The sequence below is a fragment of the Pseudorhizobium endolithicum genome, from assembly GCF_902153245.2.
GTDB classification, from domain to species: domain Bacteria; phylum Pseudomonadota; class Alphaproteobacteria; order Rhizobiales; family Rhizobiaceae; genus Neorhizobium; species Neorhizobium endolithicum.
The window spans coordinates 123,607-148,945 of the sequence record NZ_CABFWF030000014.1 but is presented as its reverse complement, the minus strand read 5'-3'; the positions used below and the strand labels follow the sequence as shown (position 1 = coordinate 148,945).

The 25,339-nt window shown below is 62.1% G+C and carries 27 protein-coding genes; 16 read left to right on the top strand and 11 right to left on the bottom strand.

Annotated elements, in window-relative coordinates; all coding sequences use genetic code 11:
* Position 1: 1 nt before the first annotated feature.
* Positions 2 to 892: an NAD(P)-dependent oxidoreductase gene (locus RTCK_RS15950; protein ID WP_235988721.1), complete on the bottom strand. Its 891-nt coding sequence runs from the start codon at positions 890 to 892 to the stop codon at positions 2 to 4.
* Positions 889 to 1,875: a D-erythronate dehydrogenase gene (gene denD, locus RTCK_RS15945; RefSeq protein WP_142593510.1), complete on the bottom strand. Its 987-nt coding sequence runs from the start codon at positions 1,873 to 1,875 to the stop codon at positions 889 to 891. Before denD ends, RTCK_RS15950 begins: the two co-directional genes overlap by 4 nt.
* A gap of 177 nt (positions 1,876 to 2,052) precedes the next feature.
* Here denD and RTCK_RS15940 point away from each other — a divergent pair, with 177 nt between their 5' ends.
* The 6 genes from RTCK_RS15940 (at position 2,053) to RTCK_RS15915 (ending at position 8,456) form a co-directional block, all read left to right on the top strand.
* Positions 2,053 to 3,498, top strand: coding sequence for an FAD-binding oxidoreductase (locus tag RTCK_RS15940; RefSeq protein WP_142593509.1), 1,446 nt, complete (start codon positions 2,053 to 2,055; stop codon positions 3,496 to 3,498).
* A gap of 31 nt (positions 3,499 to 3,529) precedes the next feature.
* A complete protein-coding gene (locus RTCK_RS15935) occupies positions 3,530 to 4,249 on the top strand; it encodes a FadR/GntR family transcriptional regulator (protein WP_142522498.1) in 720 nt (239 codons plus the stop codon).
* 177 nt (positions 4,250 to 4,426) lie between these two features.
* On the top strand, positions 4,427 to 5,587 hold the full coding sequence (locus RTCK_RS15930; protein ID WP_185928027.1) for a fumarylacetoacetate hydrolase family protein: 1,161 nt from the start codon (positions 4,427 to 4,429) through the stop codon (positions 5,585 to 5,587).
* A gap of 16 nt (positions 5,588 to 5,603) precedes the next feature.
* On the top strand, positions 5,604 to 6,140 hold the full coding sequence (locus tag RTCK_RS15925) for a TRAP transporter small permease (protein ID WP_142523009.1): 537 nt from the start codon (positions 5,604 to 5,606) through the stop codon (positions 6,138 to 6,140).
* Complete coding sequence (locus RTCK_RS15920; RefSeq protein ID WP_142593507.1) at positions 6,137 to 7,414, top strand: TRAP transporter large permease; 1,278 nt, start codon at positions 6,137 to 6,139, stop codon at positions 7,412 to 7,414. Before RTCK_RS15925 ends, RTCK_RS15920 begins: the two co-directional genes overlap by 4 nt.
* A 37-nt stretch (positions 7,415 to 7,451) precedes the next feature.
* A complete protein-coding gene (locus tag RTCK_RS15915) occupies positions 7,452 to 8,456 on the top strand; it encodes a TRAP transporter substrate-binding protein (protein WP_142522501.1) in 1,005 nt (334 codons plus the stop codon).
* A 170-nt stretch (positions 8,457 to 8,626) separates the two neighbouring features.
* On the opposite strand, the gene RTCK_RS15910 is transcribed toward RTCK_RS15915, so the two are convergent.
* The 6 genes from RTCK_RS15910 to RTCK_RS15885 all read right to left on the bottom strand — a co-directional run bounded on the left by RTCK_RS15910 (position 8,627) and on the right by RTCK_RS15885 (position 13,925).
* The gene (locus RTCK_RS15910) at positions 8,627 to 9,547 is read right to left on the bottom strand and encodes a DMT family transporter (protein ID WP_235988720.1); all 921 of its coding nucleotides are present in this window, start codon (positions 9,545 to 9,547) and stop codon (positions 8,627 to 8,629) included.
* A gap of 24 nt (positions 9,548 to 9,571) precedes the next feature.
* Positions 9,572 to 10,774 carry a mandelate racemase/muconate lactonizing enzyme family protein gene (locus tag RTCK_RS15905; RefSeq protein WP_142593506.1) on the bottom strand — a complete coding sequence of 401 codons (1,203 nt, stop codon included), beginning with the start codon at positions 10,772 to 10,774 and terminating at the stop codon, positions 9,572 to 9,574.
* A gap of 15 nt (positions 10,775 to 10,789) precedes the next feature.
* Positions 10,790 to 11,500 carry a FadR/GntR family transcriptional regulator gene (locus RTCK_RS15900; RefSeq protein WP_142593505.1) on the bottom strand — a complete coding sequence of 237 codons (711 nt, stop codon included), beginning with the start codon at positions 11,498 to 11,500 and terminating at the stop codon, positions 10,790 to 10,792.
* 83 nt (positions 11,501 to 11,583) lie between these two features.
* The gene (locus tag RTCK_RS15895) at positions 11,584 to 12,216 is read right to left on the bottom strand and encodes a 2-dehydro-3-deoxy-6-phosphogalactonate aldolase (RefSeq protein ID WP_142593504.1); all 633 of its coding nucleotides are present in this window, start codon (positions 12,214 to 12,216) and stop codon (positions 11,584 to 11,586) included.
* 12 nt (positions 12,217 to 12,228) lie between these two features.
* Positions 12,229 to 13,158 (bottom strand): 2-dehydro-3-deoxygalactonokinase, encoded by a 930-nt coding sequence (locus RTCK_RS15890; protein WP_142593503.1) that lies wholly within the window; start codon positions 13,156 to 13,158, stop codon positions 12,229 to 12,231.
* The gene (locus RTCK_RS15885) at positions 13,155 to 13,925 is read right to left on the bottom strand and encodes an SDR family NAD(P)-dependent oxidoreductase (RefSeq protein ID WP_142593502.1); all 771 of its coding nucleotides are present in this window, start codon (positions 13,923 to 13,925) and stop codon (positions 13,155 to 13,157) included. The genes RTCK_RS15890 and RTCK_RS15885 overlap by 4 nt, the downstream gene beginning before the upstream one ends.
* Before the next feature lie 212 nt (positions 13,926 to 14,137).
* Between RTCK_RS15885 and RTCK_RS15880 the strand changes: the two genes are divergently transcribed.
* On the top strand, positions 14,138 to 14,422 hold the full coding sequence (locus RTCK_RS15880) for a DUF6074 family protein (RefSeq protein WP_328803980.1): 285 nt from the start codon (positions 14,138 to 14,140) through the stop codon (positions 14,420 to 14,422).
* A 132-nt stretch (positions 14,423 to 14,554) separates the two neighbouring features.
* Complete coding sequence (locus RTCK_RS15875) at positions 14,555 to 15,022, top strand: MgtC/SapB family protein (RefSeq protein ID WP_142522508.1); 468 nt, start codon at positions 14,555 to 14,557, stop codon at positions 15,020 to 15,022.
* Between the two features lie 46 nt (positions 15,023 to 15,068).
* Here the strand turns inward: RTCK_RS15875 and RTCK_RS15870 are convergent, their stop codons facing one another.
* Complete coding sequence (locus tag RTCK_RS15870; RefSeq protein WP_142593501.1) at positions 15,069 to 17,765, bottom strand: bifunctional diguanylate cyclase/phosphodiesterase; 2,697 nt, start codon at positions 17,763 to 17,765, stop codon at positions 15,069 to 15,071.
* 293 nt (positions 17,766 to 18,058) lie between these two features.
* Here RTCK_RS15870 and napE point away from each other — a divergent pair, with 293 nt between their 5' ends.
* The 6 genes from napE to RTCK_RS15840 are packed head-to-tail and all read left to right on the top strand — an operon-like array spanning position 18,059 to position 22,674.
* Complete coding sequence (gene napE / locus RTCK_RS15865) at positions 18,059 to 18,250, top strand: periplasmic nitrate reductase, NapE protein (RefSeq protein WP_235988719.1); 192 nt, start codon at positions 18,059 to 18,061, stop codon at positions 18,248 to 18,250.
* Between the two features lie 7 nt (positions 18,251 to 18,257).
* On the top strand, positions 18,258 to 18,749 hold the full coding sequence (locus tag RTCK_RS15860) for a ferredoxin-type protein NapF (protein WP_142593500.1): 492 nt from the start codon (positions 18,258 to 18,260) through the stop codon (positions 18,747 to 18,749).
* The gene (locus RTCK_RS15855) at positions 18,742 to 19,029 is read left to right on the top strand and encodes a chaperone NapD (RefSeq protein ID WP_142522511.1); all 288 of its coding nucleotides are present in this window, start codon (positions 18,742 to 18,744) and stop codon (positions 19,027 to 19,029) included. The genes RTCK_RS15860 and RTCK_RS15855 overlap by 8 nt, the downstream gene beginning before the upstream one ends.
* Positions 19,004 to 21,508, top strand: coding sequence for a periplasmic nitrate reductase subunit alpha (gene napA / locus RTCK_RS15850; RefSeq protein WP_142593499.1), 2,505 nt, complete (start codon positions 19,004 to 19,006; stop codon positions 21,506 to 21,508). Before RTCK_RS15855 ends, napA begins: the two co-directional genes overlap by 26 nt.
* Positions 21,478 to 21,966, top strand: a complete 489-nt coding sequence (locus RTCK_RS15845; RefSeq protein ID WP_142522513.1) for a nitrate reductase cytochrome c-type subunit — start codon at positions 21,478 to 21,480, stop codon at positions 21,964 to 21,966. Before napA ends, RTCK_RS15845 begins: the two co-directional genes overlap by 31 nt.
* Before the next feature lie 3 nt (positions 21,967 to 21,969).
* Positions 21,970 to 22,674, top strand: a complete 705-nt coding sequence (locus RTCK_RS15840) for a NapC/NirT family cytochrome c (protein WP_142522514.1) — start codon at positions 21,970 to 21,972, stop codon at positions 22,672 to 22,674.
* A 697-nt stretch (positions 22,675 to 23,371) separates the two neighbouring features.
* Here RTCK_RS15840 and RTCK_RS15835 read toward each other — a convergent pair.
* Positions 23,372 to 23,599 carry a hypothetical protein gene (locus RTCK_RS15835; protein ID WP_142522516.1) on the bottom strand — a complete coding sequence of 76 codons (228 nt, stop codon included), beginning with the start codon at positions 23,597 to 23,599 and terminating at the stop codon, positions 23,372 to 23,374.
* Positions 23,600 to 23,708: 109 nt separating this feature from the next.
* On the opposite strand from RTCK_RS15835, the gene RTCK_RS15830 reads away from it, so the two are divergent.
* Together RTCK_RS15830 and RTCK_RS15825 are read left to right on the top strand one after the other, a co-directional pair.
* A complete protein-coding gene (locus RTCK_RS15830; protein WP_142593498.1) occupies positions 23,709 to 24,605 on the top strand; it encodes an HpcH/HpaI aldolase/citrate lyase family protein in 897 nt (298 codons plus the stop codon).
* On the top strand, positions 24,602 to 24,808 hold the full coding sequence (locus RTCK_RS15825) for a DUF1737 domain-containing protein (RefSeq protein WP_142522518.1): 207 nt from the start codon (positions 24,602 to 24,604) through the stop codon (positions 24,806 to 24,808). The genes RTCK_RS15830 and RTCK_RS15825 overlap by 4 nt, the downstream gene beginning before the upstream one ends.
* Positions 24,809 to 24,823: 15 nt before the next feature.
* Here RTCK_RS15825 and RTCK_RS15820 read toward each other — a convergent pair whose 3' ends face one another.
* Positions 24,824 to 25,261, bottom strand: a complete 438-nt coding sequence (locus RTCK_RS15820) for a metallopeptidase family protein (RefSeq protein ID WP_142522519.1) — start codon at positions 25,259 to 25,261, stop codon at positions 24,824 to 24,826.
* Between the last annotated feature and the right edge of the window lie 78 nt (positions 25,262 to 25,339).

The following is a 25,339-nucleotide window of genomic DNA, read 5'->3' as shown; positions in this document are numbered from 1 at the left end:
GCTATGCCTGGTCTTTCCGGTTGAGCTTTTCGAGATGCAGGAGAAGGCCGCTGTGGTCCTTTTCGGCGCCGCCTTCGGCGACGAAGTCGGCGAAGGCCTGGCGTACCTGGCGAGTGAGCGGCAGGGTCAACGACAGGCTGTCGGCCATGGCCATGACGGCGTCAAGATCCTTGAGCTGGTTCGCGGATGCGCCGCCCGGCACGAAGTCGCGGTTGACCATGCGGCCGCCATGCAGTTCAAGAATGCGGCTTTCGGCGAAGCCGCCGCGGATCGCGTCGCGGAACGCCGCACGGGATGCGCCGCCGGCTTCCGCCAGGATCATGGCCTCCGCCACCGCGCCGATTGTGACGGCGACGATCTGCTGGTTGGCGAGCTTGCAAATCTGGCCTGCGCCGCTCGGGCCGACATGTGTGACGCGGCCGAGTGCGGCGAAGACGTCCTTCAGCGCTTCCACATCGGCCGCGTCGCCGCCCGCCATGATGGCGAGCGTGCCGGCCGCAGCGCCGGCGGTGCCGCCGGAGACGGGCGCATCGAGGCTGCGGATGCCGTATTCACCGAGCAGGCGGGCATTTTCCTTGGCGATCGACGGTGCGATGGAACTGCAATCTACAAAGATGGCGTCCTTCGACATGGCGCCGGCCACGCCCTTCTCGAACAGCACCTCGGCGACTGCCGCGCCATTGGTCAGCATGGTGAAGACCACCTCGGCGCCGGCAACCGCATCGGCGGGTGATTGCACCTGCTTTGCGCCGTCGGCGACGAGAGGCGCTGCCTTCGCGCCGTCGCGGTTCCAGACGGTGACCGGAAAGCCCGCCTTCAGGAGGCAGCGCACCATGGGTGCGCCCATTAGCCCCGTGCCGAGGAAGGCAATCATCTTCTTACCCGAAGTCATGGCAGCTTGCCTCCCAGCTCATCCTCGATATGGACGCGGATGATCTCGTCGAAGGAGGTTTCGGCGGTGAAGCCCAGTTCTTTCGCCCGCTTTGCCTCGAACCCCGGCGCCCAGCCAGCGACCATCTTCATGATCATCTCGTCCGGCTCGCGGCGGATCAGTGCCACAGCCTTGTCGCCTGCCACGCGCCGAAGCGCCTCGATCTGCTCACCGACGGTGGCGCTGAGGCCCGGCATCGACAGGTTGCGGCGCGGGCCGACCTTGTTGAGGTCGATCGTTGCGCCATGGACCAGGAAGCCGACCGCCGAGCGGGGCGACGTGTGCCAGTGGCGGACGTCTTCGGAGACCGGAAGCACGGCTTCCTGGCCGACCAGCGGCTCGCGCAGGATGTTTGAGAAGAAGCCGGAGGCGGCCTTGTTCGGCTTGCCCGGCCGGATGCAGATGGTCGGCAGGCGGATGCCGATGCCGTCGAAGAAGCCGCGGCGGCTGTAGTCGGACAGCAGCAGTTCGCAGATCGCCTTCTGGGTGCCGTAGCTCGTCAGCGGCGTGAGGTGGAAATCGTCCGGGATCGGGAAGGGCAGCGGGGCGCCGACGACGGCGATGGAGGAGGTGAAGACGACGCGTGGCTTGTAGCCGTCGGCGTTGTGCGCCAGGCGGATGGCGTCGAAGAGATAGCGGGTGCCGTCGAGGTTGATGCGGTAGCCCTTGTCGAAGTCGAGCTCCGCTTCGCCGGAAACGATGGCGGCGAGATGGAAGATGACGTCCGGCCGGCCGGCGACCAGCTTCTCGGCTTCGCCCGGCGCAGAAAGATCGCTTTCACGTGCATCGACTGTACCGGAAAAGCCAGCCGGCGCATCCGGCTTCACGACATCGACGAGGGTCAGCTTCTCGACGGGTTTCTCCCCGAGCATCTTGTCCGAGACGAGCCGCTGCGTGAGCTTGCGGCCGACCATGCCGGCCGCGCCGATGATGAGAATATGCATGGGATGCGTTCCTCCTGACGAAGCGCTGCAGGCTCCTTCAAGAGCCGGAACGGCGCGACTAAAATCCAGCTTGTAAGGTTGTCTGATAACTCTATATGGTCGCCTTGGAAACTGTTATTTCTATGCCGTCCGAAAATGCCGTGCCCGGCAGCGGCGGCAAGCAGAGGTACGAGGCATATGACACAGGATACCACCGCTTCCATGGCCGAATGGCGGGTGACGCTGCGCAGCACGCTGGGCGACGATATCGTTCTCAGCGAGACCCACGAGATGCTGCCCTATTGCCGCGACTGGCATGGCGACGTGACCAGCAATGCGGTGGCGGTGCTGCGGCCGCGTTCGACCGAACAGGTGGCGCAGGCGGTGAAGCTCTGCCGTGAACTCGGACTGTCGATCGTGCCGCAGGGTGGGAATACCGGTCTCGTTCTCGGCGCGACGCCCGATGCGGATGCCAATCAGGTCGTGCTGAGCCTGGAGCGGATGAACAAGATCCGCCAGATCGATGCCGACGATTTCTCGGCCGTGGTCGAAGCCGGCTGCATCCTTTCCGAGCTCAAGGATGCAATTGCGGAGAAGGGCATGTTCTTCCCGCTGGCGCTCGGCGCCCAGGGTACCTGCCGTATCGGCGGCAACGTCTCCACCAATGCTGGCGGCATCAACGTGCTGCGCTACGGAATGACGCGCGAACTGATCTTCGGCCTCGAAGTGGTGCTTCCCGATGGCAGCATCTTCGACGGACTGTCGACGCTGCGCAAGGACAACCGCGGCATCGACCTGAAGCAGTTGTTCATCGGCGCCGAGGGTACGCTGGGCATCATTACGGCGGTCTCCGTCAAATTGACGCCGTATCCGGACCAGGTGGCGACGGCGCTTCTCGGGCTCGCCTCGCTCGACGATGCCATCAAGCTCTTCCGCCGGGCGCGCCGCGATTGCTGCGACCTGATGTCGGCCTTCGAATTCATGCCCCCGCTGGCATTCACGCTCGCGAAGGAGGCGATGCCGGACCTGCCGATCCCGATCGCGGCCGACTACCCCGCCTATGTGCTGATGGAAATCTCCGGCTCCGGCCTCGTCGACATCGACGACCTGATGGGGCGTTTCCTGGAAGCGGTGATGGAGGAGGGCATCGTGCTCGACGGCACGATTGCGGCGTCGCAGACGCAGGCCCGCAATCTCTGGCTCATCCGCGAGGGCATGAACGAGGGGCAGGCGAAGCGCGGCATGCATCTGCGCACCGACGTGTCGGTGAAGCTGTCGCAACTCGCCAATTTCGTCGCGGATGCGGAGAAGGCCGTCTGCGAGGCGGTGCCGGGCGCCGTCTGCGTCTCCTATGGGCATGTCGGCGACGGTAATGTCCACCTCAACGTGCTGCCGGTGGCGGAGGCGACGCCGGAGCAGCGGGTCGAGCAGATCTACAAGGCAAAGGGCGCGATCAACGCCGTGCTGGACCGCTACCAGGGCAGCATCAGTGCGGAGCACGGCATAGGTCGCCTGAAGCGGGCGGACTTCGAGACGCGGCTGTCGCCCGTCCGACGCACGCTGCTGACGGCGCTCAAGCAGGCGATTGATCCGAACATGGTGATGAACCCTGGCTGCCAGTTGAAAATCGCGCCGAACTCATAGAAGTAGAAGCTAAGTTCGAGGGAGGGCGGACGTGACGGTTGCAGATTTCAACCAGATCAGACGGAGCGAGCATCTGCCGGCGCGTATCGCCGCGCAGATCGGGCGGGAGATCAGCGAGGGAAGGATCGCGCCCGGCGAGAAGCTGCCGACGGAGCACCTGCTGGCGAAAACCTTCGGCGTCAGCCGCTCCGTCGTTCGCGAGGCGATCGCGCAGTTGCGCAATGAAGGGCTGGTGGAAACGCGTCAGGGGGTCGGCGCCTTTGCGACCGAAATCGAACGCCGCCAGTCGCTCAGGATCGAGCAGGGCGATCTCTCCGACCGCGACACCTTCCGTTCCCTCTACCAGCTGCGCATGCCGCTGGAAATCGAGGCGGCAGGCCTTGCGGCCATCCATCATACGCCCGAAGACATGGCCCGGATCGACGAAGCGCTGGCGCAGATGACCGGTGCCGAGAAATGGACGGAACAGGGCATTGCCGCCGATCTCGTCTTTCACCGCGCGCTCGCCGGCGCAACCCAGAACGAATATTTCCTCCTGTTCATCGGCTTCATTGCCGAGCGCATAAGCCTCGCCATCAACGCAGCACGGGCCAAGGCGGTGCTGGAGGAGATCGTCGAGGTGACGATCTCGGAGCACGTGGCGATCCGTGAGGCGGTCGCCAGCCGAGATCCGGTCAGGGCGAGGGATGCGATGCGCCGGCACTTGGAAGAGGCGGCAGGCCGGCTCGACCTGACGCTTGAAACATTTTAGGCTCATATCCGGCAGCGAGAGAGGGCAATTCTCGCACCTCTTTGTTCACGGACTTTTTCCCACATCGGGACGGGTCGACTGGACATCGGCTAAAAGCCATACTAGAAACGCCGGCACTATCGTTGTCAGACATCCTGACAATCAGGGCGATTGCGATCGCCGCATGGAGGAAAATTGGTGAGCTTGAATACCGTTTTGAGCGCGCAGTCCATCCTGCCGCAAGACGTGAACGACGCCCTGCTCGTGGGCCGGGTCTGGTCCAAGGCGGCAGACGGCCCGTGTCCGGTCCTGTTCAAGGAAGGGCGGCTGTTTGATCTCACCTCGCTGTCGCCGACGCTGTCCGGCCTTCTAGAGCTAGACGATCTGGCCGCCCGTCTCAAGCAGACTGCCGCGTTTACCGATCTCGGCGCGCTCGACTCCTTCCTGAATGGCGAAGCCGGCGAGCTGCTCGCGCCGGCCGACCTGCAGGCTGTCAAGGCCGCCGGCGTCACCTTTGCGGACAGCATGCTGGAGCGGGTGATCGAGGAGCAGGCCAAGGGCGATCCCCTGCGGGCGCAGGAGATCCGGGGGCGGTTGGCGCCGGTTCTCGGAGACAACCTGAAAGGCCTCGTCGCCGGTTCCGAGAAGGCTGCCGAAGTCAAGAAGCTCCTGCAGGAGCTTGACCTCTGGTCTCAGTACCTGGAAGTCGGCATTGGTCCGGACGCGGAGATCTTCACCAAGGCACAGCCGATGTCGTCGGTCGGGTGCGGCGCGCTCGTCGGCATCCATCCGAAGTCCGACTGGAACAATCCGGAGCCGGAAGTCGTGCTTGCGGTCACCTCGAAGGGGAAGATCGTCGGCGCCACGCTCGGCAACGACGTAAACCTGCGCGATTTCGAAGGCCGCTCGGCGCTGCTGCTCAGCAAGGCGAAGGACAACAATGCCTCCTGCGCGATCGGTCCCTTCATCCGGCTGTTCGACGACAAGTTCACGCTCGAGGACATCAAGCAGGCGGAAGTATCCCTGTCCGTCGAAGGTGCCGACGGCTTCACGATGACGGGTGTCAGCCCGATGGCTGCCATCAGCCGTTCTCCGGAGGACCTTGTCTCGCAGCTCCTCAACGACAACCACCAGTACCCCGACGGCGTCGTCTTCTTCCTCGGCACGATGTTCGCGCCGGTCAAGGACCGCCGCGGCGCAGGCCTGGGCTTCACGCACGAGATCGGCGACCGGGTGGAAATATCGACGCTGCGGCTGGGACGGCTTATAAACTGGGTGGAGAACAGCGACCGCTGCCCGAAATGGGATTTTGGCCTCGGCGCTCTGATGAAGAACCTTGCCCGACGCGGGCTCCTGTAAGGATAGAGGAGAGCAGATGCAACGAGCGATCGACATCTTCTATAAATTTCTCGAGCTGCTGCTGATCCTGCTGCTCGCCGGCATGGCCGTTATGGTGTTCCTCAATGTCGTGCTTCGTTACGGGTTCAATTCTGGCCTCAACGTTTCAGATGAGCTGTCGCGCTACTTCTTCGTATGGGTGACCTTCATCGGAGCTGTCGTGGCCTTTCGGGAGCATTCGCATGTTGGGGTTGAAACGCTGGTCATGATGTTTGGACGCAAGGGGCGCATCGTCTGCATGATCCTTTCCAACATCATTATCATTGCCGTCTCGGCGATCTTCTTCTGGGGCACTTGGAAGCAGTCTCCCATCAATGCCAGCATGGTAGCGCCGGTAACCAAGCTTCCAATGATCTGGGTCTATGGTGTCGGCTTCTTCACCGGAGCCGGGGTGGTCCTCATCGCCCTCGAGCGTCTCCTCCGTCTGCTCACAGGCCGCGTGACCGAAGAGGAAATCGCTGCCTTCGCTGGTGAAAACATGTCTATCGAGCAGCTGGCGGAGCGCAGCCAATGACTCTTGTCGTCTTTATTGTCTCGCTCCTGGGAGCCATGGCGATCGGGGTTCCCGTTGCCTTTTCCCTGATGTTCTGTGGCGTAATGCTCATGTGGTACATGGGCATGTTCAACACCCAGATCATTGCCCAGAATATGATCGCCGGGGCTGACACCTTTACGCTGCTCGCGATTCCGTTCTTCATTCTCGCAGGGGAATTGATGAATGCCGGTGGTCTGTCACGCCGCATCATCGACTTTGCGATCGTCTGCGTCGGGCATATCCGGGGCGGCCTTGGCATTGTGGCCATCATGGCTGCGGTCATCATGGCCAGCATCTCTGGATCCGCTGCCGCTGATACGGCCGCGCTCGCCGCGATCCTCATCCCGATGATGGCAAAGGCGGGTTATAATGTCCCGCGCTCTGCAGGTCTTATCGCCGCCGGTGGCGTGATCGCGCCCGTGATCCCCCCATCGATGGCCTTCATTGTCTTTGGTGTTGCAGCCAACGTTTCCATCACCCAGCTGTTTATGGCCGGCATTGTTCCAGGCCTTCTGATGGGTATTTCCCTTGTGGTCACTTGGCTCATCGTCGTGCGCAAGGACAAGGTCGAGGCACTTCCTCGGGCACCGGCCAAAGAGCGGTTGCGTGCTACCGGCCGTGCGCTCTGGGCTCTCGGTATGCCAGTCATCATTCTTGGTGGTATCAAGATGGGCGTTGTCACCCCGACCGAGGCGGCGGTTGTAGCAGCGGCCTACGCCCTGTTCGTTGGCATGGTAATCTACCGTGAGTTGAAACCTGCCGAGCTCCCGCATGTGATCCTGCAGGCAGCGAAGACGACCGCGGTTATCATGTTCCTGGTCTGCGCCGCACTCGTTTCGTCCTGGTTGATTACTGCGGCGAACATTCCGGCCGAGATCACGGGCTTCATCGAACCGCTCATCGATCGGCCCATGCTGCTGATGTTCGTGATCATGCTGGTTGTCTTGGTCGTCGGTACTGCTCTCGACCTGACCCCCACCATCCTGATCCTGACGCCGGTGCTGATGCCGATCATCAAGCAGGCTGGCATCGATCCGGTCTATTTCGGCGTGCTGTTCATCATGAACACGTGTATCGGTCTGCTGACACCCCCTGTCGGTGTGGTCCTGAACGTCGTCAGCGGCGTTGGCCGAGTTCCGCTCGGAAAGGTAACCATAGGCGTCTGGCCGTTCCTGGTCGCCCAGGTCCTGGTACTTTTCCTGCTCGTCCTGTTCCCCGATATCGTCCTCGTGCCCGCACGTTGGCTTTACTGATCCGCAACCCCTCTAAACCTATCCAAGGGAGGATATTATGAGGAAACTTCTTCTAGCCACCACCGCTATCGCATTCGGCCTTTCGGCTGCTGCGCCGGCTTTCGCTGAGTTCAACGACCGCAACATCCGCGTGTCGAACGGCATCAACGAAGACCACCCGGTCGGCAACGGCATCAAGGCGATGCAGGCCTGCCTCGACGACAAGTCCGGCGGCAAGCTTAAGCTGACCGCATTCTGGGGCGGCGCTCTCGGCGGTGACCTTCAGGCAACCCAGGCTCTGCGTTCGGGCGTGCAAGAAGCTGTCGTAACGTCTTCTTCGCCGCTGGTCGGCATCATCCCGGCACTTGGCGTCTTCGACCTGCCGTTCCTTTTCGCCAGCCCCGAGGAAGCATACCAGGTCCTCGATGGTGAATTTGGCGACATGATGAGCCAGAAGCTGGAAGAAGCCGGCCTGGTAAACCTTGGGTACTGGGAAAACGGCTTCCGCAACCTCTCGAACTCGCAGCGCCCGATCACGAAGTGGGAAGACTTCGAGGGCCTGAAGGTTCGTGTCATGCAGAATGACATCTTCCTCGACACCTTCCAGAACCTCGGCGCCAATGCGACGCCGATGTCCTTCGGCGAAGTCTTCTCGGCGCTGGAAACCAAGGCGATCGACGCACAGGAAAACCCCTATGTAACGATCGACACTTCGAAGTTCTACGAAGTGCAGAAGTACATCACCGAAACCAACCACGCCTACACGCCGTTCCTCTTCCTGTTCTCGAAGGCGATCTTCGACACCTATACGCCGGAAGAGCAGGCAGCGCTTCGCGAGTGCGCCATCGTCGGTCGCGACGAAGAGCGCAAGGTCATCCAGGACCTCAACAAGCAGTCGCTCGAGAAGATCAAGGAAGCCGGCCTCGAAGTGAACGTCCTTTCTCCGGAAGAGCAGGCCCGCATCCGCGAGAAGTCCATGGTCGTTTATGAAAAGCACAAGGCAACCATCGGCGCCGATGTCGTCGATGGTATTCTCGCCAAGCTGGAAGAGATCCGCAAGTAAGCGAGAACTCCTCGGCGGCGCCGTTGGGTGCCGCCGCTTCTTATCAGCCCACGGTCTTCATCGCCGTGGGCTTTTCTTTTGCTTCGCTTCAGATGGATGCCGGGAGTGCTTCAATAAAAAAGGCTGCCGGAGGGGCAGCCTTTGCCAGAGAGCGTTCAGCACCGAACCTTTCAGGGCACTTCGATCGGCGGATCCGCCTGGCGCCTCTTCAGCGTCTGCTCACGGATGAAGATGAAGAGGCCGGAGGCGACGATGAGGCCGGCGCCGATCATCATCGTCAGGCGGGGCACATCGCCGAAGAACATCCAGCCGAAGATAACCGCGTAGAGCAGCAGTGTGTACTGCAGCGGCGCCACGGTTGCCGCATCCGACATCTTCAGCGCGCGGTTTACGAGCATGTGCGCGGCCATGGCCACGACGCCGAGGAGGCAGAGCAGCATAAGATCGGTCTGCGACTGGATCGGCGACCAGTCGAACGGGGCGAAGACCAGGCCGGCGAGCCCCGCAGCCGAAGTCTGGAACAGCACCAGCGTCGTATCCGGGGTGCCGCGCAGGAAGCGGCCCGAGATCATCATAAAGGCGAAGGCGGCGCTGCCGATGATGGAGATGACGGCCGGCATGGTGAACATGGCGCTGGACGGCTCCAGCGTGATGATGACGCCGACGAAGCCGACGGCAATTGCGCACCAGCGTCGCCAGCCGACCTTTTCGCCCAGCAGGAAGGGGGAGGCGGCCGCGACATAGATCGGTGCGGCCAGCCAGTAGGTCATCACATCCGCCAGCGGCAGGTACATGACGGCGTAGTAGAAGCAGAAAACTTCTGCGGTCGACAGGATCACGCGGGCCAGCTGCATGCCTTTCCGCTCAGCTCCGACGATCGGCGCGAGCCCTGCCTTCCAGAGGAGTGGCGAGAGGATGACGAGAGCTGCGATGCTGCGGATCAGGATGACCTGACCCAGTCCATAGGACGAAACGAGCCATTTGCCCATCGCGTCGTTCAGCGCGAACATCAGCATTCCGAGCAGCATGACCAGCGGCCCGGCGGCCGAGGAGGCTCCCAGACCGGCCGCAGCCGAAGCAATCTTCGTCATGATTCCTCCAAAGAAATTATGGGGTCAGATGGTCGATACGTCGGAGAATCGCCGGCTGACTGTAAAGGTCTTCTCTAGCTCCGGATGTAGTTCCATGCCAAGGCCAGGACCGGGCGGAACGGTGATCATTCCATTTCTTACTTCCGGCAAGGCAGTCACGAGATCGCGGTACCAGGTATTGTAGAAGGCGCGCACGCTTTCCTGCACCAGCGCATTCGGCGCGTTAAGCGACAGGTGGGTGGAGGCGCAGAGCACCACAGGGCCCGTGCAGTCGTGCGGTGCGACCGGCAGGTGCCAGGCTTCCGCCATCGAGGCGACCTTGCGGGCTTCCGACAGGCCGCCGCACCAGGAAATGTCAAGCATGACGATGCCTGCCGCTCCGGTTTCGAGGTAGTCCCGGAAGCCCCAGCGGGTGGCGAGGGTCTCAGAGGCCGAGATCGGTGCCGGCGAAACCTCGGCATAGCGCTTCAGGCTCGACAGGCTGTCCATCTTGATCGGGTCTTCGTGCCAGAAGGTCTGGTATGGAGTGAGCGCCTTGGCGATCTGCATGGCCGGCAGGAGCTGCCACATGGAGTGGAATTCGACCATGATGTCGATCTTGTCGCCGACCGCCTTGCGGATTTTCTCGAAGGGCTCGAGAGCGAGCTTCAGATCCGGCATCGAGATATACTGGCCGCGCGTCTTTTCCGCAGCCGCGTCGAAAGGCCAGATCTTCATCGCGGTGATGCCGTCGGCCAGCAGCGATTCCGCCAGCTCGTCGGCGCGGTGGAGAAAGCCGTTCAGGTCGTCATAGGCCGTGCCGCCGGTGAGGCCGTAGTTCGCCGTCGTCTGCCCGGTGTTCTTCTTGATGTATTCGGTACCGGCGCAGGTATTGTAGGTGCGGATCTCCCTGCGGCTGAAGCCGCCGAGCAGCTGGGCGATCGGCTGGCTCGTCGCCTTGCCGAAGATGTCCCAGAGGGCGATGTCGAAGGCGGAGTTGCCGCGTACTTCAGCACCGGAGGAGCGGAAGCCGATATAGCCGACCAGCTCGTTGGCCAGGAGGTCGATCTGCAGCGGGTCGCGGCCAATGACGCGGGGAGCGACGTATTCGTGCAGGTAGCTCTCGACGGTTTCGGCACCGAAGAAGGTCTCGCCGAGCCCGGTGATGCCCTCATCCGTGTGGACGAGGACCCACAGGAGGTTGCTGCGTTCGGCGACGCGAACGGTTTCGAGTCTGGTGATCTTCATGATTGCTTCCTGTTGTCAGACGAGGCCCGCCTGGAGCAGGGCCTTGATACTCTGGTCGAAGTGGTCGCCCATCAGGCGGGCGGATTCCTGCGGGTCGCCCGCCATGATCGCTTCGGCGATCGCCATGTGGAGTGCGTTCATTGCCCGCCGCTCATCGTCGTTCGCGCGGCTTTTCCAGCCAATCGGCCAGGTCTGGCGGGTAACGCCGCCGAAGGCGCCGATGATGAGCGCGAAGACAGGATTGCGCGAGGCATGGGCGATGACGAGATGGAAGGCGATATCGTGCTCCATCACCCTTTGCGGATGATCGAAGTCCTCTTGCATCGCCCGGGCATGCGCCATGATTGTCCGGGCTTCCGCTTGCGTTCGTCTCAGGGCGGCCAGCGAGGTGGTTCGCGCCTCTATGGTGCGGCGGGCATCATAGATCTGCTGAATGTCTATCTGCTCGGTTACCACGCCGTGCTCGATCGTCAGCGAGAAGGCGCCGTCGTCCAGTTGCGCCACGGTCGGGCGCTTGCCCGCACCGAGCTGCACAAGATGCAGGGCCGCCAGTGAGCGCAGCGCTTCGCGGATCACCGTCCGCGATACCTGGAGTTCTTTGGAAAGAGCCGCCTCCGCCGGGAGCCGGTCCCCCGGCTTCAGGTCCTTCTCACGGATCAGGCGGGCGATCGCCGTAACGGCGTCGCCGACGTAATCATTTGCCCGTTCGCTGTGCAGCGGAAACATCTAATACCCATAGCCGAAACCTGTATGATAGGTTCTACGGCAGCCGTCGGGCTTCGGCAAGCACAAACCTTCGGGTCGAGATGCTATTTCGCCAAGGCGGCGTCGTAGGCGGCGATCGCCAGTTGCGCACGTTCGGACACCTCGGATGCACTCATGCCAGGCTTGTAGAGGCTGGAGCCGAGGCCGAAGGCGGTAATGCCCGCGTCTATGTACTCACGGAAGTTCTTGTCCGACACGCCGCCAACTGCCGCGATCGTCAGGTCCTTCGGGAGGACGGCGCGGATTGCCGTGATGCCGGAAGGGCCAAGGACATTCGCGGGAAAGAACTTCAGCCCAGTTGCACCGGCCTTGGCGGCGGCGAGCGCTTCGGTCGGGGTGAAGACACCGGGCAGGGTCACTATACCGCGAGCCGCAGCGGCCCGAATGACGTCCGGCTCGACGTTCGGGCTCACCATCAGCCTTCCGCCTGCGCCATCGAGCCTTTCCACGTCCTCCACCGTCAGTACGGTGCCGGCGCCGATCAGGCAGTGGGCAGGCGCCAGTTTGGCGGCGATCTCGATGGAGCGGAAGGGGTCGGGAGAATTCAGCGGGATTTCGATTGCCGTGAAGCCGGCCTCGATCAGACTGCCGACGACCGCTTCCGTTTCCTCAGGCTTCAAGCCGCGCAGGATAGCCACCAGCGGATAGGCCATGTCGGGGAAGGGGATGCGGTTCATGTTGGGCGTCCTTTAGGGATGAAGGGGAAGAATCTGGCGGGCGGCGGCAGAAAGGCCGGTGCGGACCGCATCGTCCGCGTTGATGGTGCTGAACGGCAGCGACAGAGCGTCAAATGCACCCTCGTAGAGATCTCGTAGCCGTCCGGAGGCGACCAGCCGGATGGAACTGGGCCGTGAGCCGGCGGACGACAGGCCGCCGGCGATCTCGGCGCCGATCAGGGTTCCGGACAACCGGGCCGCAGCATCGGTCGGTGCCAGCCCGGCAAGCAGCATGCCGGCGCGGACCGTGAAGAGCAGGTTCGTGAGGCGCTGCGGTGCCTCGAAGGCGGCCCGCACGGCTTCGACGAAAACAGGCCGGTCGCCGGCGAAAGGTTCTGCATCGGCGAGGGAATGCGCCAGCACGGAATGCTTCGAGGTTACCTCGAAGAGTTCGCCGGTCATGTAGGTCGAAAAGCCGGAAACCGTCTGGCCGCTGACTTGCACCCATTTGGAATGGGTGCCCGGCATGCACACCACCTGGTGGGCGGATTGGGCCGCCCCATCCAGCGCTCCGAGCAGTTGCGTCTCCTCGCCGCGCATCACGTCGGGTGCTTCGGCCGCCCGCTGCGCCAGTCCCGGCAGGATGTATACGGGGGCGTTTTCCCCCGGCACCTTGACGGCACCCCTCAGGACCGCCGGCAGCAGCGCCGGAACGTCCACATAACCCGCCTCAATCCAGCCCTGGCGGGCGCCTGCCATGCCGCAGACGATCACCGACAGATTGGCCGGAGCCTCGACCGCCTGCAGATGGTGTTGCAGGACCGCCGAGAAGCCTGTTTTCGCCGCCGATGTCATGCCTTCGCCGCTACGGCGCTCCGCAAGCACGCCACCGGCTTCATCCATCAGCCACAGACGAAAGCTGCTGGTGCCCCAGTCCACGGCGGCATAGGCGGGTTTAGTCAAAGCAGTCCTCCGTCGATGATCATGGTCTGCGCCGTCATGCCGGCCGAGGCTGACGAGGCAAGGAAAAGGCAGGGGCCGACAAGATCGGCCTCAGTGAGCGGCCGCTTCAGGCATTGGCGGTCCACTGTTGCGGCGATGCTCTCCTCCGTGAGCCACAGGCGTTTCTGGCGCTCCGTGACGATCATCCCCGGCAGGATGGCATTGACCCGGATGCCCTCCGGCCCAAGCCTGCCGGCAAGGCTCTTCGTCAGGCCCACGATGCCAGCCTTGGCGGCGGCATAGGAGGGCAGATCGCCCATGTTGAGCAGGTAGGAAATGGATGAGAAGTTGACGACGGCGCTGCCGTTAGCTTGCCGCAGATGGGGAAGGGCGGCCTGGGTGACGAAGAACATCTGCCTCAGGTTTACGGCCTGGCTTTCGTCCCAGTAGTCTTCCGTGACCGCATCCACCTCGTGACGATCGTCCCAGCCGGCATTGTTGACGAGCACGGAGAGAGAGCCAAGGATACTGGCCGCCTCGCGAACGGCCGCTTGCGCCTGCTCGACGCTCTTCAGGTCTGCCTTCACATAGGTGACTGCATTGGCCGATGTGCGGGAAAGCCTCTCGGCTAGAACCCGGCTCGGCTCCTCTGCGATGTCGATGAAGGCGACACGGGCACCCTGAGCGGCGAACCCAGCCGTCAGCGCAGCCCCGATGCCGGAGCCGCCGCCGGTGACGAGCACGCCCCTACCGGCGAGATCGGGATGCTGAACAAAAGGATCGGCCAAGGCTTGCCCTCCTGTTCGGCGGCTGGCGGGGAGATGGCCGGTTCTACTCACCTCACCGTGCAAACACAAGCGCGCAGCAACACGTGCCGGATCCAGTGAATGCGGGACGACGATGCCGCTAGGGGAGACTGCAGCGCGCCGATGGGCCTCTGAAGCCAGTGCGGCTCACATTCTCGGGCACCTTAGGAGTTTGTGAAGGAAGCGAGGAGACGATGGCGTCTCCAGTGCCGATTCGATCAGTTCGCGAGTATGCCATGACCCTTGTTCAGTTTCCTACCTATCGCCGAACCGCGGATGTCCGCCGATGCGCCGCAACACTCCGCGACCTTCAGGGGGAAGCAGCCAATGGCTTTTGGAGAGCAGAGATGGCACGGCTAGCCTCCGCGCTGAGGCGCTTGGGCTCTTCCGACGACGAGATCGCTCTACAGGCCCGTCTTTTCATGGACGCAGTGCAGGTTGAGCTTCAGGCGGCCTTCGCCCACGAATCCGCCGGGTGATGAGGTTTCCGTAGCGCCTGCCTCCGCAACCGCAGGCTAGCGCACCCCGCTCTTGAATGTTGCCCCGCCTGAAGCAGATGTCATTTAGGGCAACCATGTTGTGGATGCCGGCAATCGGGACGACAGGCAAAAATGCAAGATCAGCTTTATTCCCTTCTTCAGGGCTTCGACCTCATCCCGCACTTTCTGGCCCTGATGACGGCTTATATCTTGGCGCTTCCCGTCGGTTGGGATCGGGAGAAGAGCGAACGCAGCGCTGGATTGCGAACCTTTCCGCTCGTCGCGATGGCGGCCTGCGGTTTCGTACAGGCGGCCGAGACGGTCATCGGTGGCAATGCCGAAGCAACCGCGCGGGTGGTCGAAGGGTTGATCACCGGCATGGGATTCGTCGGTGGGGGGGCCATTCTGGTTGTCAAGAATTCGGTCAGAGGCACGGCAACCGCCGCAAGCCTCTGGGCGACCGGTGCAGTAGGGACCGCAGTCGGGCTCGGAGCCTATGATATCGCTCTCGTGCTTTCGGCGGCGACCTTCCTTACCCTACGGATCATGACAAGCCTCAAGTCGAGCGACCGACCGGAGGATACGATAGACAAGGACTGATCGGTCCACAGGGGGCCTTGCAGCCTGCGAAGATGAATAGGCCGGGTCAGGCCCGCCTCAACGTCGCAGGACGGTGTGCCGCGGGGTGCAGCTTTTGCCATTCCTCGGCGAAAATGATGAGGTCCTGAGAGGACATCGGGCGCGCAAAGGCATAGCCCTGCAGCGTATTGCAGCCCATCCCCTTCAGAATTTCGGCATGCGCCATGGTCTCCACCCCCTCCGCGACGATATCGATGCCCAGGGAGCGGCCGATCTCGATGATCGACGCCACCAGCCTTCGCTGCGATTCCGACACATCGATAGGCGCGACAAGCTTGCGGTCGATCTTCAAGCGGTGCGGTGCCAGCTCCAGCAGGCTGACGATTGAGGCATGACCGGAACCGAAGTCGTCGATTTCGATCTCGATGCCGAGTTCCTTCAAGTGCCGGATCGCCGACTTGAGATCCTCCTCCTGGTCTTCGAACGAAATCGATTCCAACAGTTCGAAGGCAACCTTATGGTCGCCGATCGGCATTGCCGACAGCGTTCCCAGAAGCTTGGGGTCCTTCAGGCGTTGAGCCGAGATATTGACGGAGAGCTTGGGAATGCCAATGCCCTGGCCGCGCCAGCGCGTCATCTGGAACAGAGACTTCGAGAGGACCAGGGCATCAATTTCCGCGACACGGCCGAGCCCTTCGGCGACATCGAGGAATATGTCGGGTGTTAGAATCCCCCGCTCGGGATGGGCCCAACGTGCAAGCGCCTCGACACCGGAGATGGCGAGGCTGTGCGCATCGAACTGGGGCTGGAAGTAGGGAACAAACTCATCGCATTCGAGCGCCTTCAAAAGCTCGTCTGCCGTGCGCTTCGTCTCTATGGTCGCCGCCCGCAACTCATCGGAGAAGAATTCCACCCGGTTGCGACCCCGCTTCTTGGCTTCGTACAGGGCGATGTCGGCATTGATGAGCAACTGCTGCGGCGTTTCGGCTGCAGTGATCTGGCATGCGATACCGGCGCTGCAGCCGATGCGGCATTCCTGACCTTCGACCTCGATGGGACGCGCCAGCATCGCCACCACCGCGTGGGCGACTTCCTGTGCTCGGCCGGCAGGGTCGGCCCCGCATGTGACGATCACGAACTCGTCACCGCCAATCCGTGAAATAACTTCTTCCGGGCCTACGATCTCCCGCAGGCGGGCGGTCGCCGCTTTCAGGACCTCGTCACCGGTTGCATGGCCGAGCGTGTCGTTGACATGCTTGAAATGGTCGAGGTCGATGTGGATGAAGGCGAGTTTCTGGGAGACGTCGGAGGTATCGGCGTTGACCATGAACTGGTCCAGGAATCGCCGGTTGGGCAACCCGGTCAAGGCGTCATGCAGCGACTGATGCTCAAGAACCCGCCGGGTGGTTCTCAACTGACGGTTCTGCTCTTCCGTTGCGACGCGCGCGGCTCGAAGCTCCGTTTGCATCGCCACATCTTCCGTCACATCCCAGTTGGCACCTACGACGTTGACAACGCCGTTCGAGGTTTGCTGTACGGCGCCGTGGGCTCGAATGTGCCGGACTTCGCCGGACGGAAGCACCACTCGGAAATCCTTCAGAAAGGGGGTCTTCCTGCTGACGACTTCCTGAAACGCCGCTTTGGTCTCGTTGAGATCGTCGGGGTGAACCGCATCGAACCAGTCCTTCAGGCTGCCTTCGCTCTTATCTGCGGGCTGGCCGTACAGGTCACACATGCGCGCGTCCAGCAGGAGCCTGTTCGTCTCCGGATGATACTCCCAGACGCCGATCCTGGACGCTTCCAGCGCAAGCTGGAGGCGGCGGGACAACGTCTCGAGCCGGTCCTCCCGCTCCTCCAACATGAGGAGACTGTCGTGTCGTTGCTTCATGAGCAGACCCGCCCAGACGAGCGGCGCAACGATGAAAAACGCAAGGGCAAGGGCCGATAGCCTGAAGAAGTCCAGGTCCGACGGCTCACCGCTCCAGCCGCCCTTGGGCACGGCTGCGAGGTACCAGCTATCGTATCCCAGGTCGATGGAGGTCATCACCGGGTTGTCTTGGAACAGGTCTTCTCTGCCGTAGAAGACCTCTCCTGCCCGTGGTGAAGGGCGTTTTGCGATAGCGATATCGAGGCCTTGAGAAGGAGAATTGACGTTGCTGTCCCAGTAGAGCCGATTGAGGTCGACCACGGCGGAAACGATCCCCCAGAAGCGTCCGGAACTAAGGGAGAAGACGGGGTAGCGGGCTATCAGCCCCTGGCCCCCCTGGACCAGATCGACCGGGCCGGTGATAACCACCTTACGGCGCTCGATGGCCTGGACGGCGGGGCCGCGTTGCGCAGGTATCGTCATGTAGTCGAGGCCAAGGCTCGCCCGGTTCGCTTCCTCCGGATAAACCATGGTGATAACGAGGTTCGGCGCCGCGGCAAGATTGCGAAGCTGTGACGGGACCGAGAAGATACGCTCGGCAATGGCCGTGAAACGCGGTTGCGAGATCTGGGGGTCGCTCGCAACGGCAGTCACGAGACCATGAACCAAGTTGACGTTGCCGCGGATATTCGTTTCCAGGCGAGCAACCACGTCCGCCAGCTGCTCTGCTGCCTTCACCCTTTGCGTCACGTGATATTGTGCTCGTCGATCGGCGTCAGCCAGCACGAACACGATAAGGACCGTCGTAATCGCCAGCAGGGCGGGAATGTAGTACGACAGTCCCCACCACTTGGGAGCAGTGCGATTGGCGCGGTGCTTGGAAGGCGATAGAGACATCGTCGAGATCCGAAAGTGATCCCGTAATCTCCCCGAGAAACTTTAAGATATTCTATTTCCTCCGCCTTAGTTGTCGTAGGGCAATCCTTTGCAGGGTCCCGCGCCACCTCCCATGCTGATCGTCGTCACGGTGCAATTCATGAAGCAGCAGAGGTCGGCGTCGGCCTCCTTGATTGCCTCCAGATGATGCAAGGGAGCATGTTCCACAAAGGACATCCCCGGTCCTTTATCGGTTGACTTCTTCAAAGAGCTGTCCATTTTGGGAGGAGCCCCATTGGAGCGAGGAGGACCGCGTGGCTGAATATTCCTCGGATCATGTGATTGAAAAATCACCCAAGTCGCGGCGCCGGTCCGAGATCATGACGTTTCTTGTCCTCGCTTTCGGCATCTGGCCTATCGTGGCGGTGGGCGTCGTCGGCGGATACGGCTTCCTAGTCTGGATGTATCAGATCATCGCAGGCCCGCCCGGACCTCCTGGGCATTGAGGCTGCCATGGGTGCGCCTCTTTCACGACGCGACTTTCTTCGCGGACGCAGCCCCGCCGAGGGCAAGATCGTTCTCCCCGGCTTTCTCGGCGGTCGGCCAGAAGTCTGTTCCGCCTGCAGTCTCTGCCTTGAGCGCTGTCCTACCGAAATCATCGTGATGGACGATGGCGTACCGCACTTGGATTTCTCCCGAGGCGAATGCAGTTTCTGCGGCGAGTGTCGTACCCACTGTCCCCATGCCGCCGACTTCTTTGCCGGTCCGGTTTCCCTGCCGCACGTCGTCGAAATCGGAGGGGGCTGTCTTGCGCGCCACGGCATCGATTGCCAGGCCTGCCGCGATCACTGTCCCACCACCGCCATCCGCTTCCGGCCGCGCCTGGGCGGCCCATTCCTGCCGGAAATCCAGGAAGACGCCTGCAGCGGTTGCGGCGCATGTATCAGCGTGTGCCCGGTCGGCGCGGTCTCCGTCAAGGCCGCAAAGGAGCTTTCCGATGCCTGACATATCGCAACGATACCATGTTTCCAGCGCCGTCGTGGTGGCGAGGCCGGAGGAGGCGGAAAGCGTTGCCGCGTCGCTTGCGGCCATGGAAGGTGTCGAGGTCTTCACGATCCAGGACGGCAAGATCGTGGTGGTGATCGAGGGGAAGACCAGCGGCGAACTGGGGGCGACCCTTTCCGCCATTTCGGGGCTTTCCGGGGTGTTTGCGGCGAACATGGTTTTCGAACATTCAGAATACGAGGAGGCTTTCGCAGATGAGCGGAGAACTGACGCGGCGTAATCTACTGAAGGCGCATGCGGCCGGCATCGCCGCAGCGACGGCAGGCATTGCGCTTCCGGCGACCGCGCAGCCGGTTCCGGGCGGCGTGGAATCGCTGGAGATCAAGTGGTCGAAGGCACCCTGCCGCTTCTGCGGCACCGGCTGTGGCGTGATGGTCGGCGTCAAGGAGGGCCAGGTGGTGGCCACCCACGGCGACATGCAGGCGGAAGTCAACCGCGGCCTCAACTGCATCAAGGGCTATTTCCTGTCGAAGATCATGTATGGCCAGGACCGGCTCCAGACGCCGCTTCTGCGCAAGCGGGGCGGCCAGTACGCCAAGGATGGCGAATTCGAGCCGGTGAGCTGGGAAGAGGCCTTTGACGTGATGGCCGAGCAGTGCAAGAAGGTGCTGCGGGAAAAGGGACCGGAAGCCGTCGGCATGTTCGGCTCGGGCCAGTGGACGATCTTCGAGGGCTATGCCGCGACCAAGCTGATGCGCGGGGGCTTCCGCTCCAACAACCTCGACCCCAATGCCCGTCACTGCATGGCTTCGGCAGCCTATGCCTTCATGCGCACCTTCGGCATGGACGAGCCGATGGGCTGCTACGACGACTTTGAGCACGCCGACGCTTTCGTGCTCTGGGGCTCGAACATGGCGGAGATGCATCCGATCCTGTGGACGCGGCTGGCCGACCGGCGGCTCGGGCACGAACACGTCAAGGTCGCGGTGCTATCTACCTTCACCCATCGCAGCATGGACCTGGCGGACATCCCGATCATCTTCACGCCGAGCACCGACCTGGCGATCATGAACTACATCGCCAACCACATCATCACGACCGGCCAGGTCAACGAGGACTTCGTCAGCAAGCACACGACCTTCATGAAGGGGGTCGACAACATCGGCTACGGGCTTCGGCCGGAAGACCCACTGGAGCTTAAGGCGACCAATGCCGGCGACCCGACGAAGATGGAGCCGATCGATTTCGAGGCTTTCAAGGAGTTTGTCTCGGACTATACGCTGGAGAAGACAGCAGAACTCACCGGTGCCGATCCCGGCTTCCTGGAGGAGCTTGCCGAGCTCTACGCCGATCCGAACCGGAGGGTGATGTCGCTCTGGACAATGGGTTTCAACCAGCATACCCGCGGGGTCTGGGCCAATCACATGGTCTACAACCTACACCTGCTGACCGGAAAGATTTCCGAGCCGGGTAACGGTCCGTTCTCCCTCACCGGCCAGCCGTCGGCTTGCGGCACGGCGCGCGAGGTCGGCACCTTCGCCCACCGGCTGCCGGCCGACATGGTGGTGACCAATCCCGAGCACCGGCACCATGCCGAGGAGATCTGGCGCCTGCCGGAGGGACTTCTGCCGGACAAGCCCGGCTACCATGCCGTGCAGCAGGACCGGATGCTGAAGGACGGAAAGCTCAATTTCTACTGGGTGCAGGTCAACAACAACGTCCAGGCCGCTCCCAATACCAGCAACGAGACCTACCAGGGCTATCGCAATCCGGACAATTTCATTGTCGTCTCCGATGCCTATCCGACGATCACGGCCATGTCGGCGGACCTCATCCTGCCGGCAGCCATGTGGGTCGAGAAGGAGGGGGCCTACGGCAATGCGGAGCGCCGCACCCATGTCTGGCACCAACTGGTGAACGCGCCGGGCGAGGCTCGTTCAGATCTTTGGCAAATGGTCGAGTTTTCGAAGCGCTTTACCACTGACGAGGTCTGGCCCCCGGAGATTCTCGACAAGAACCCGGATTACCGCGGCAAGACCCTGTTCGATGTGCTGTTCAAGAACGGCAAGGTGGATCGTTTCCCTCTCGAAGAGATCAACAAGGATTACGTCAACCGCGAAGCCGAAGCCTTCGGCTTCTACATCCAGAAGGGCATGTTCGAGGAATATGCCGAATTCGGCCGCGGCCACGGGCACGACCTTGCCCCCTATGATACCTATCATGAGGTTCGCGGGCTGCGGTGGCCGGTGGTCGACGGCAAGGAAACCAAGTGGCGCTATCGCGAAGGCTACGATCCCTACGTGAAACCCGGCGAGGGGGTGAGGTTCTACGGGCGACAGGACGGCAGGGCGGTCATCCTGGCCGTTCCCTACGAGCCGCCGGCCGAGTCGCCCGATGAGGAGTACGACGTCTGGCTGGTGACGGGACGCGTTCTGGAGCACTGGCATTCCGGATCGATGACGATGCGGGTGCCGGAGCTCTACAAAGCCTTCCCCGGCGCGAGATGCTTCATGAATGCCGACGATGCCCGCAAGCGTGGCATCAACCAGGGGGCCGAAGTGAGGATCATCTCCCGCCGTGGCGAGATGCGCTCACGCGTCGAAACCCGTGGCCGCAACCGCATGCCGCCAGGCGTCATCTTCGTTCCGTGGTTCGACGCCAGCCAGTTGATCAACAAAGTCACCCTGGACGCTACCGACCCCATCTCCAAACAGACGGATTACAAGAAATGCGCAGTCAAGATCGTTCCCGTCGCCTGAGCCGCGGCCCGATTGGATTTGCGGCAGCTTTCGCCGCGCTGTTGATGGCGACCATGGTCGTGGCGCAGACGGTGCCACAGCTGTCCGGTCCTGCAGAAAAGATGGATAACGTGCCGGCACGGCCTCTTCCGAAATGGACCGTGGATGATGTCCGCAAGATGCGAGCCTACCCGGATCAGCCGCCGGTCATCCCCCATTCCATCGAGGGCTATCAGCTTTCGGTCAATACCAACCGCTGTCTGTCCTGCCACAAGCGGGAGTTTACCGAAAGCTCCGGTGCTCCAATGATCAGCGTCACCCATTACATGACGCGTGACGGCCAGATGCTGGCGGATGTATCGCCGCGGCGGTATTTCTGCACGGCCTGCCATGTGCCGCAGGCGGAGGTCAATCCGCTGGTCGAGAATACCTTCCGCGACATGAGCGAAATGGGCGTGAAGCATCTCGGGGAGCATTAGCGGATGGAAAGGATCAAACGTCTATGGGCCTGGGTGTGGAAGGTCCTCAGCACTCCGGCCGCAACGCTCAGTCTCGCCTTCCTGACGCTGGGAGGATTCGTCGGCGGCGTTATCTTCTGGGGTGCCTTCAATACGGCGCTGGAGTTGACGAATACGGAAGCCTTCTGCGTCAGCTGTCATGAAATGGAGACCAACGTCTACGAGGAACTGACTCGGACGGTGCATTTTTCCAACCGATCGGGGGTGCGCGCCTCGTGCCCCGACTGCCATGTCCCCCATGAATGGACCGACAAGATCGCCCGCAAGATGCAGGCTTCCAAGGAGGTATGGGGCAAGATCTTCGGGACCATCAACACCCGGCAGAAATTCCTGGACGAACGCCTGAGGCTTGCCCAGCACGAGTGGGCGCGCCTGAAGGCGAACGACAGCCTCGAATGCCGCAACTGCCACTCCTCCGTCGCGATGGACCTCTCCAAGCAGACGGAGCGGGCGGCGGAGATTCATACCCGCTACCTTCTTTCCGGCCGTGCGACCTGTATCGACTGCCACAAGGGAATCGCTCACGAACTGCCGAACATGCAGGGCGTGGAGCCCGGATGGCAGATGCCGGACGAACTGGAAGGCGATGTGCTGCCGAGCGCTTCGGCGATCGACGAACTGAGGAAGGCGATGGACCGCGCGCATGTCGGCCTTGCGAGCATGAAGTAATAAGTGGGTCAAGCGGGGCGATCAGTACGGTAACGCGGTTGCCGGTTGCGCCAGACCTAACCGCCAATCCCTCGCGTAAGGCCCGCCGCCTCCTCCCCCTTCGAGCATGTTCGTTCGTCCCGTTAAGAACCTCCGGACGCAGAGGACGAAGGTTCCCAAACCAAAGCCGGGAAGGAGCCCCAGTTCCGATCTCAGCGCCTGACAGTCGCGCGACGGGGCCGATGACTTGCCCCCTGCGAGGCGGCAGCCGGTGGCCTGTGCCAGCATAGGGCCAAAAGAGGGTGCTCCAGACGATGAAGCCGGCGGTATGGCGGGCAGGGATGCAGCGTCTCTGTCACCTCCCGGACCAGGCTTGTCAAGGAGAGGGGGAGACTAGCGCCGCTCGCCACGATTTTCCGGGAGCGATGCCATTCCTGCTCGCGATGATCGTCGCACTTCTGCTGATCATCATATTTCCGCAGATTGCGCTTTTCCTGCCGAACTCCATGTTCGGGTAGGTAGGTATGAACGGATAGACTATCGGTCACGGATGCGCCGCAGCCTCTTTTGCAGGCCGCTGAGCATTCGTGGCCGAAGAGGTTTTGAATGACGCTGCTATAAGCCCTTAGGGTGGCGACCCTGGTTATACGGGTTGCCCGTCATCTCCCGAGGGGGCGGTCCGTTCTTCCATGCCTGTAATAGGGGCTTCCCGCCGGCCTTAGAGATCGATGATCGTGCCGCGGCCGTCGTTCCATACCCGCATGTCTTCCTTCCGGGCCTTCGCTCTGACCGGTACCGGCTTCAGCCGCGCGGAGAGAAGACGTCCGGCCGCGAGCACACCGAGGATGCCGGCGAATGCCACCGTGAGGGATGCGGTCAGCAAGGCAGCCAGGGTGAACAGAGCGATACCTGTGGTGAACAGGACGAAAGAACGGATGTTTTGCATGGTCTCGAACCTTTCTCCGTATGAATGTGGCTCCTGATCAACAGGCTTGCAAGGCCTTTTCCCTGGCTGATCTATTGCGGTGCGAACAAAAGCTTGTCACAAAACCGCGATGACGGTTCCTGTGTCCCTTTCTCCGCCTCGTCGTTCCTGCCTCAGTGTTCCTGCAATCAATCAGCGGGCGCTCGATAAGGTTCATGCGCTGGATTGCGACGTGGTAATTTTCGATCTTGAGGATTCGGTCTTTCCCGAGAAGAAGGCGGAGGCGCGCGCCAATCTGCGCCGCTTCTTCCGAGAAACGCCGCTTGCGGCGCGGGAGACGGTCATCCGCATCAATGCAGCGGCCTCGGAATTCCGTGCGGCGGATATCGGGCTGATCCTGGATCTGCGGCCGGATGCGTTGCTCCTTCCCAAGGTGGAGGAGCCGCAGGAAATCCGGCAGGTGGCGTCCTTGCTCGCCACCGCCTCAGGAGACCTGCGGCTTTGGGCGATGATGGAAACGCCGCGAGGAATCCTGAATGCCGCCGCGATTGCAGCGGCCGGGCGGGAAGCGGGCGGAAGGCTCGACTGTTTCGTGCTCGGCCTCAACGACCTGCGCAAGGAAACGGGTGTTCAGCCGGAACCGGGAAGGACCTATCTGCTGCCCTGGATGATGCAGGTGGTGCTGGCCGCACGCGCCCATGGCCTCGACGTAATCGACAGCGTGTTCAACCATTTCCGCGATACGAACGGATTGGTCGCCGAATGCGCGCAGGGCCGTGCCATGGGCTTCGACGGCAAGATGCTCATTCATTCGGCGCAGATCGCTGTAGCCAACGACTGCTTCGGCCCGTCGCCCGAGGGGGTCGCGGAGGCGGAAGCGATCATCGCCGCTTTCGCAAATCCGGCGGCGCAGGACCTCAACGTCATCAACATGAACGGGCAGATGGTCGAGCGGCTTCACCTGGAGCAGGCTGAAAGGCTGGTGGCCAAGGCCCGTCAGATCTCCGAAAGAAAGAGGACAGCATGAGACTCTATCGTTTCCTCACCGGGCCCGACGATGCCTCCTTCTGCCACCGGGTCACGGATGCGCTGAACAAAGGATGGGAGCTTCACGGCTCGCCAAGCCACAGCTTCAACGCTGCCGAGAACAAGATGTATTGTGGGCAGGCAGTAACCAAGATCGTGGAAGGCAAGGACTACCACCCGGATATGAAGCTCGGCGAGCAATAGCGGCTTTCGGCCGGGTCAGCGGTCCGTCGCTTCCTCGGCGCTTGCCTCGATCCGCTCCATGTCGTCGTCGCTCAGGCCGAAGTGATGGCCGATCTCGTGGATCAGAACATGGGTGATGATGTCGCCCAGCGTTTCCTCGTTTTCGGCCCAATAATCCAGGATCGGGCGGCGGTAGAGCCGGATGCGGTTCGGCAGCTCACCGGTTTCCATGGTGAATCGCTCGGAAATGCCGCGCCCTTCGAAGAGGCCGAGCAGGTCGAAAGGGGTCTCCAGCGCCATGTCCTCGAAGATTTCGTCGTCGGGAAAGTCCTCGATCTCGATAATGAGGTTCGTGGTCAGCGCCCGGAATTCTTCCGGCAGATTGCCATAGGCTTCGATGGCCAACGATTCAAAGGCGCTGATGGTCGGCGCGTGGCGATCCCGCCAATCGTCGGTCTGGTCAATACGGGCCATAGATGCTCCTTGTTGACGCTCATATAAGCTATTCCAGAAAATTTTCGAGAGGATTCATAGGGCTCCTTGAGAAGCGGG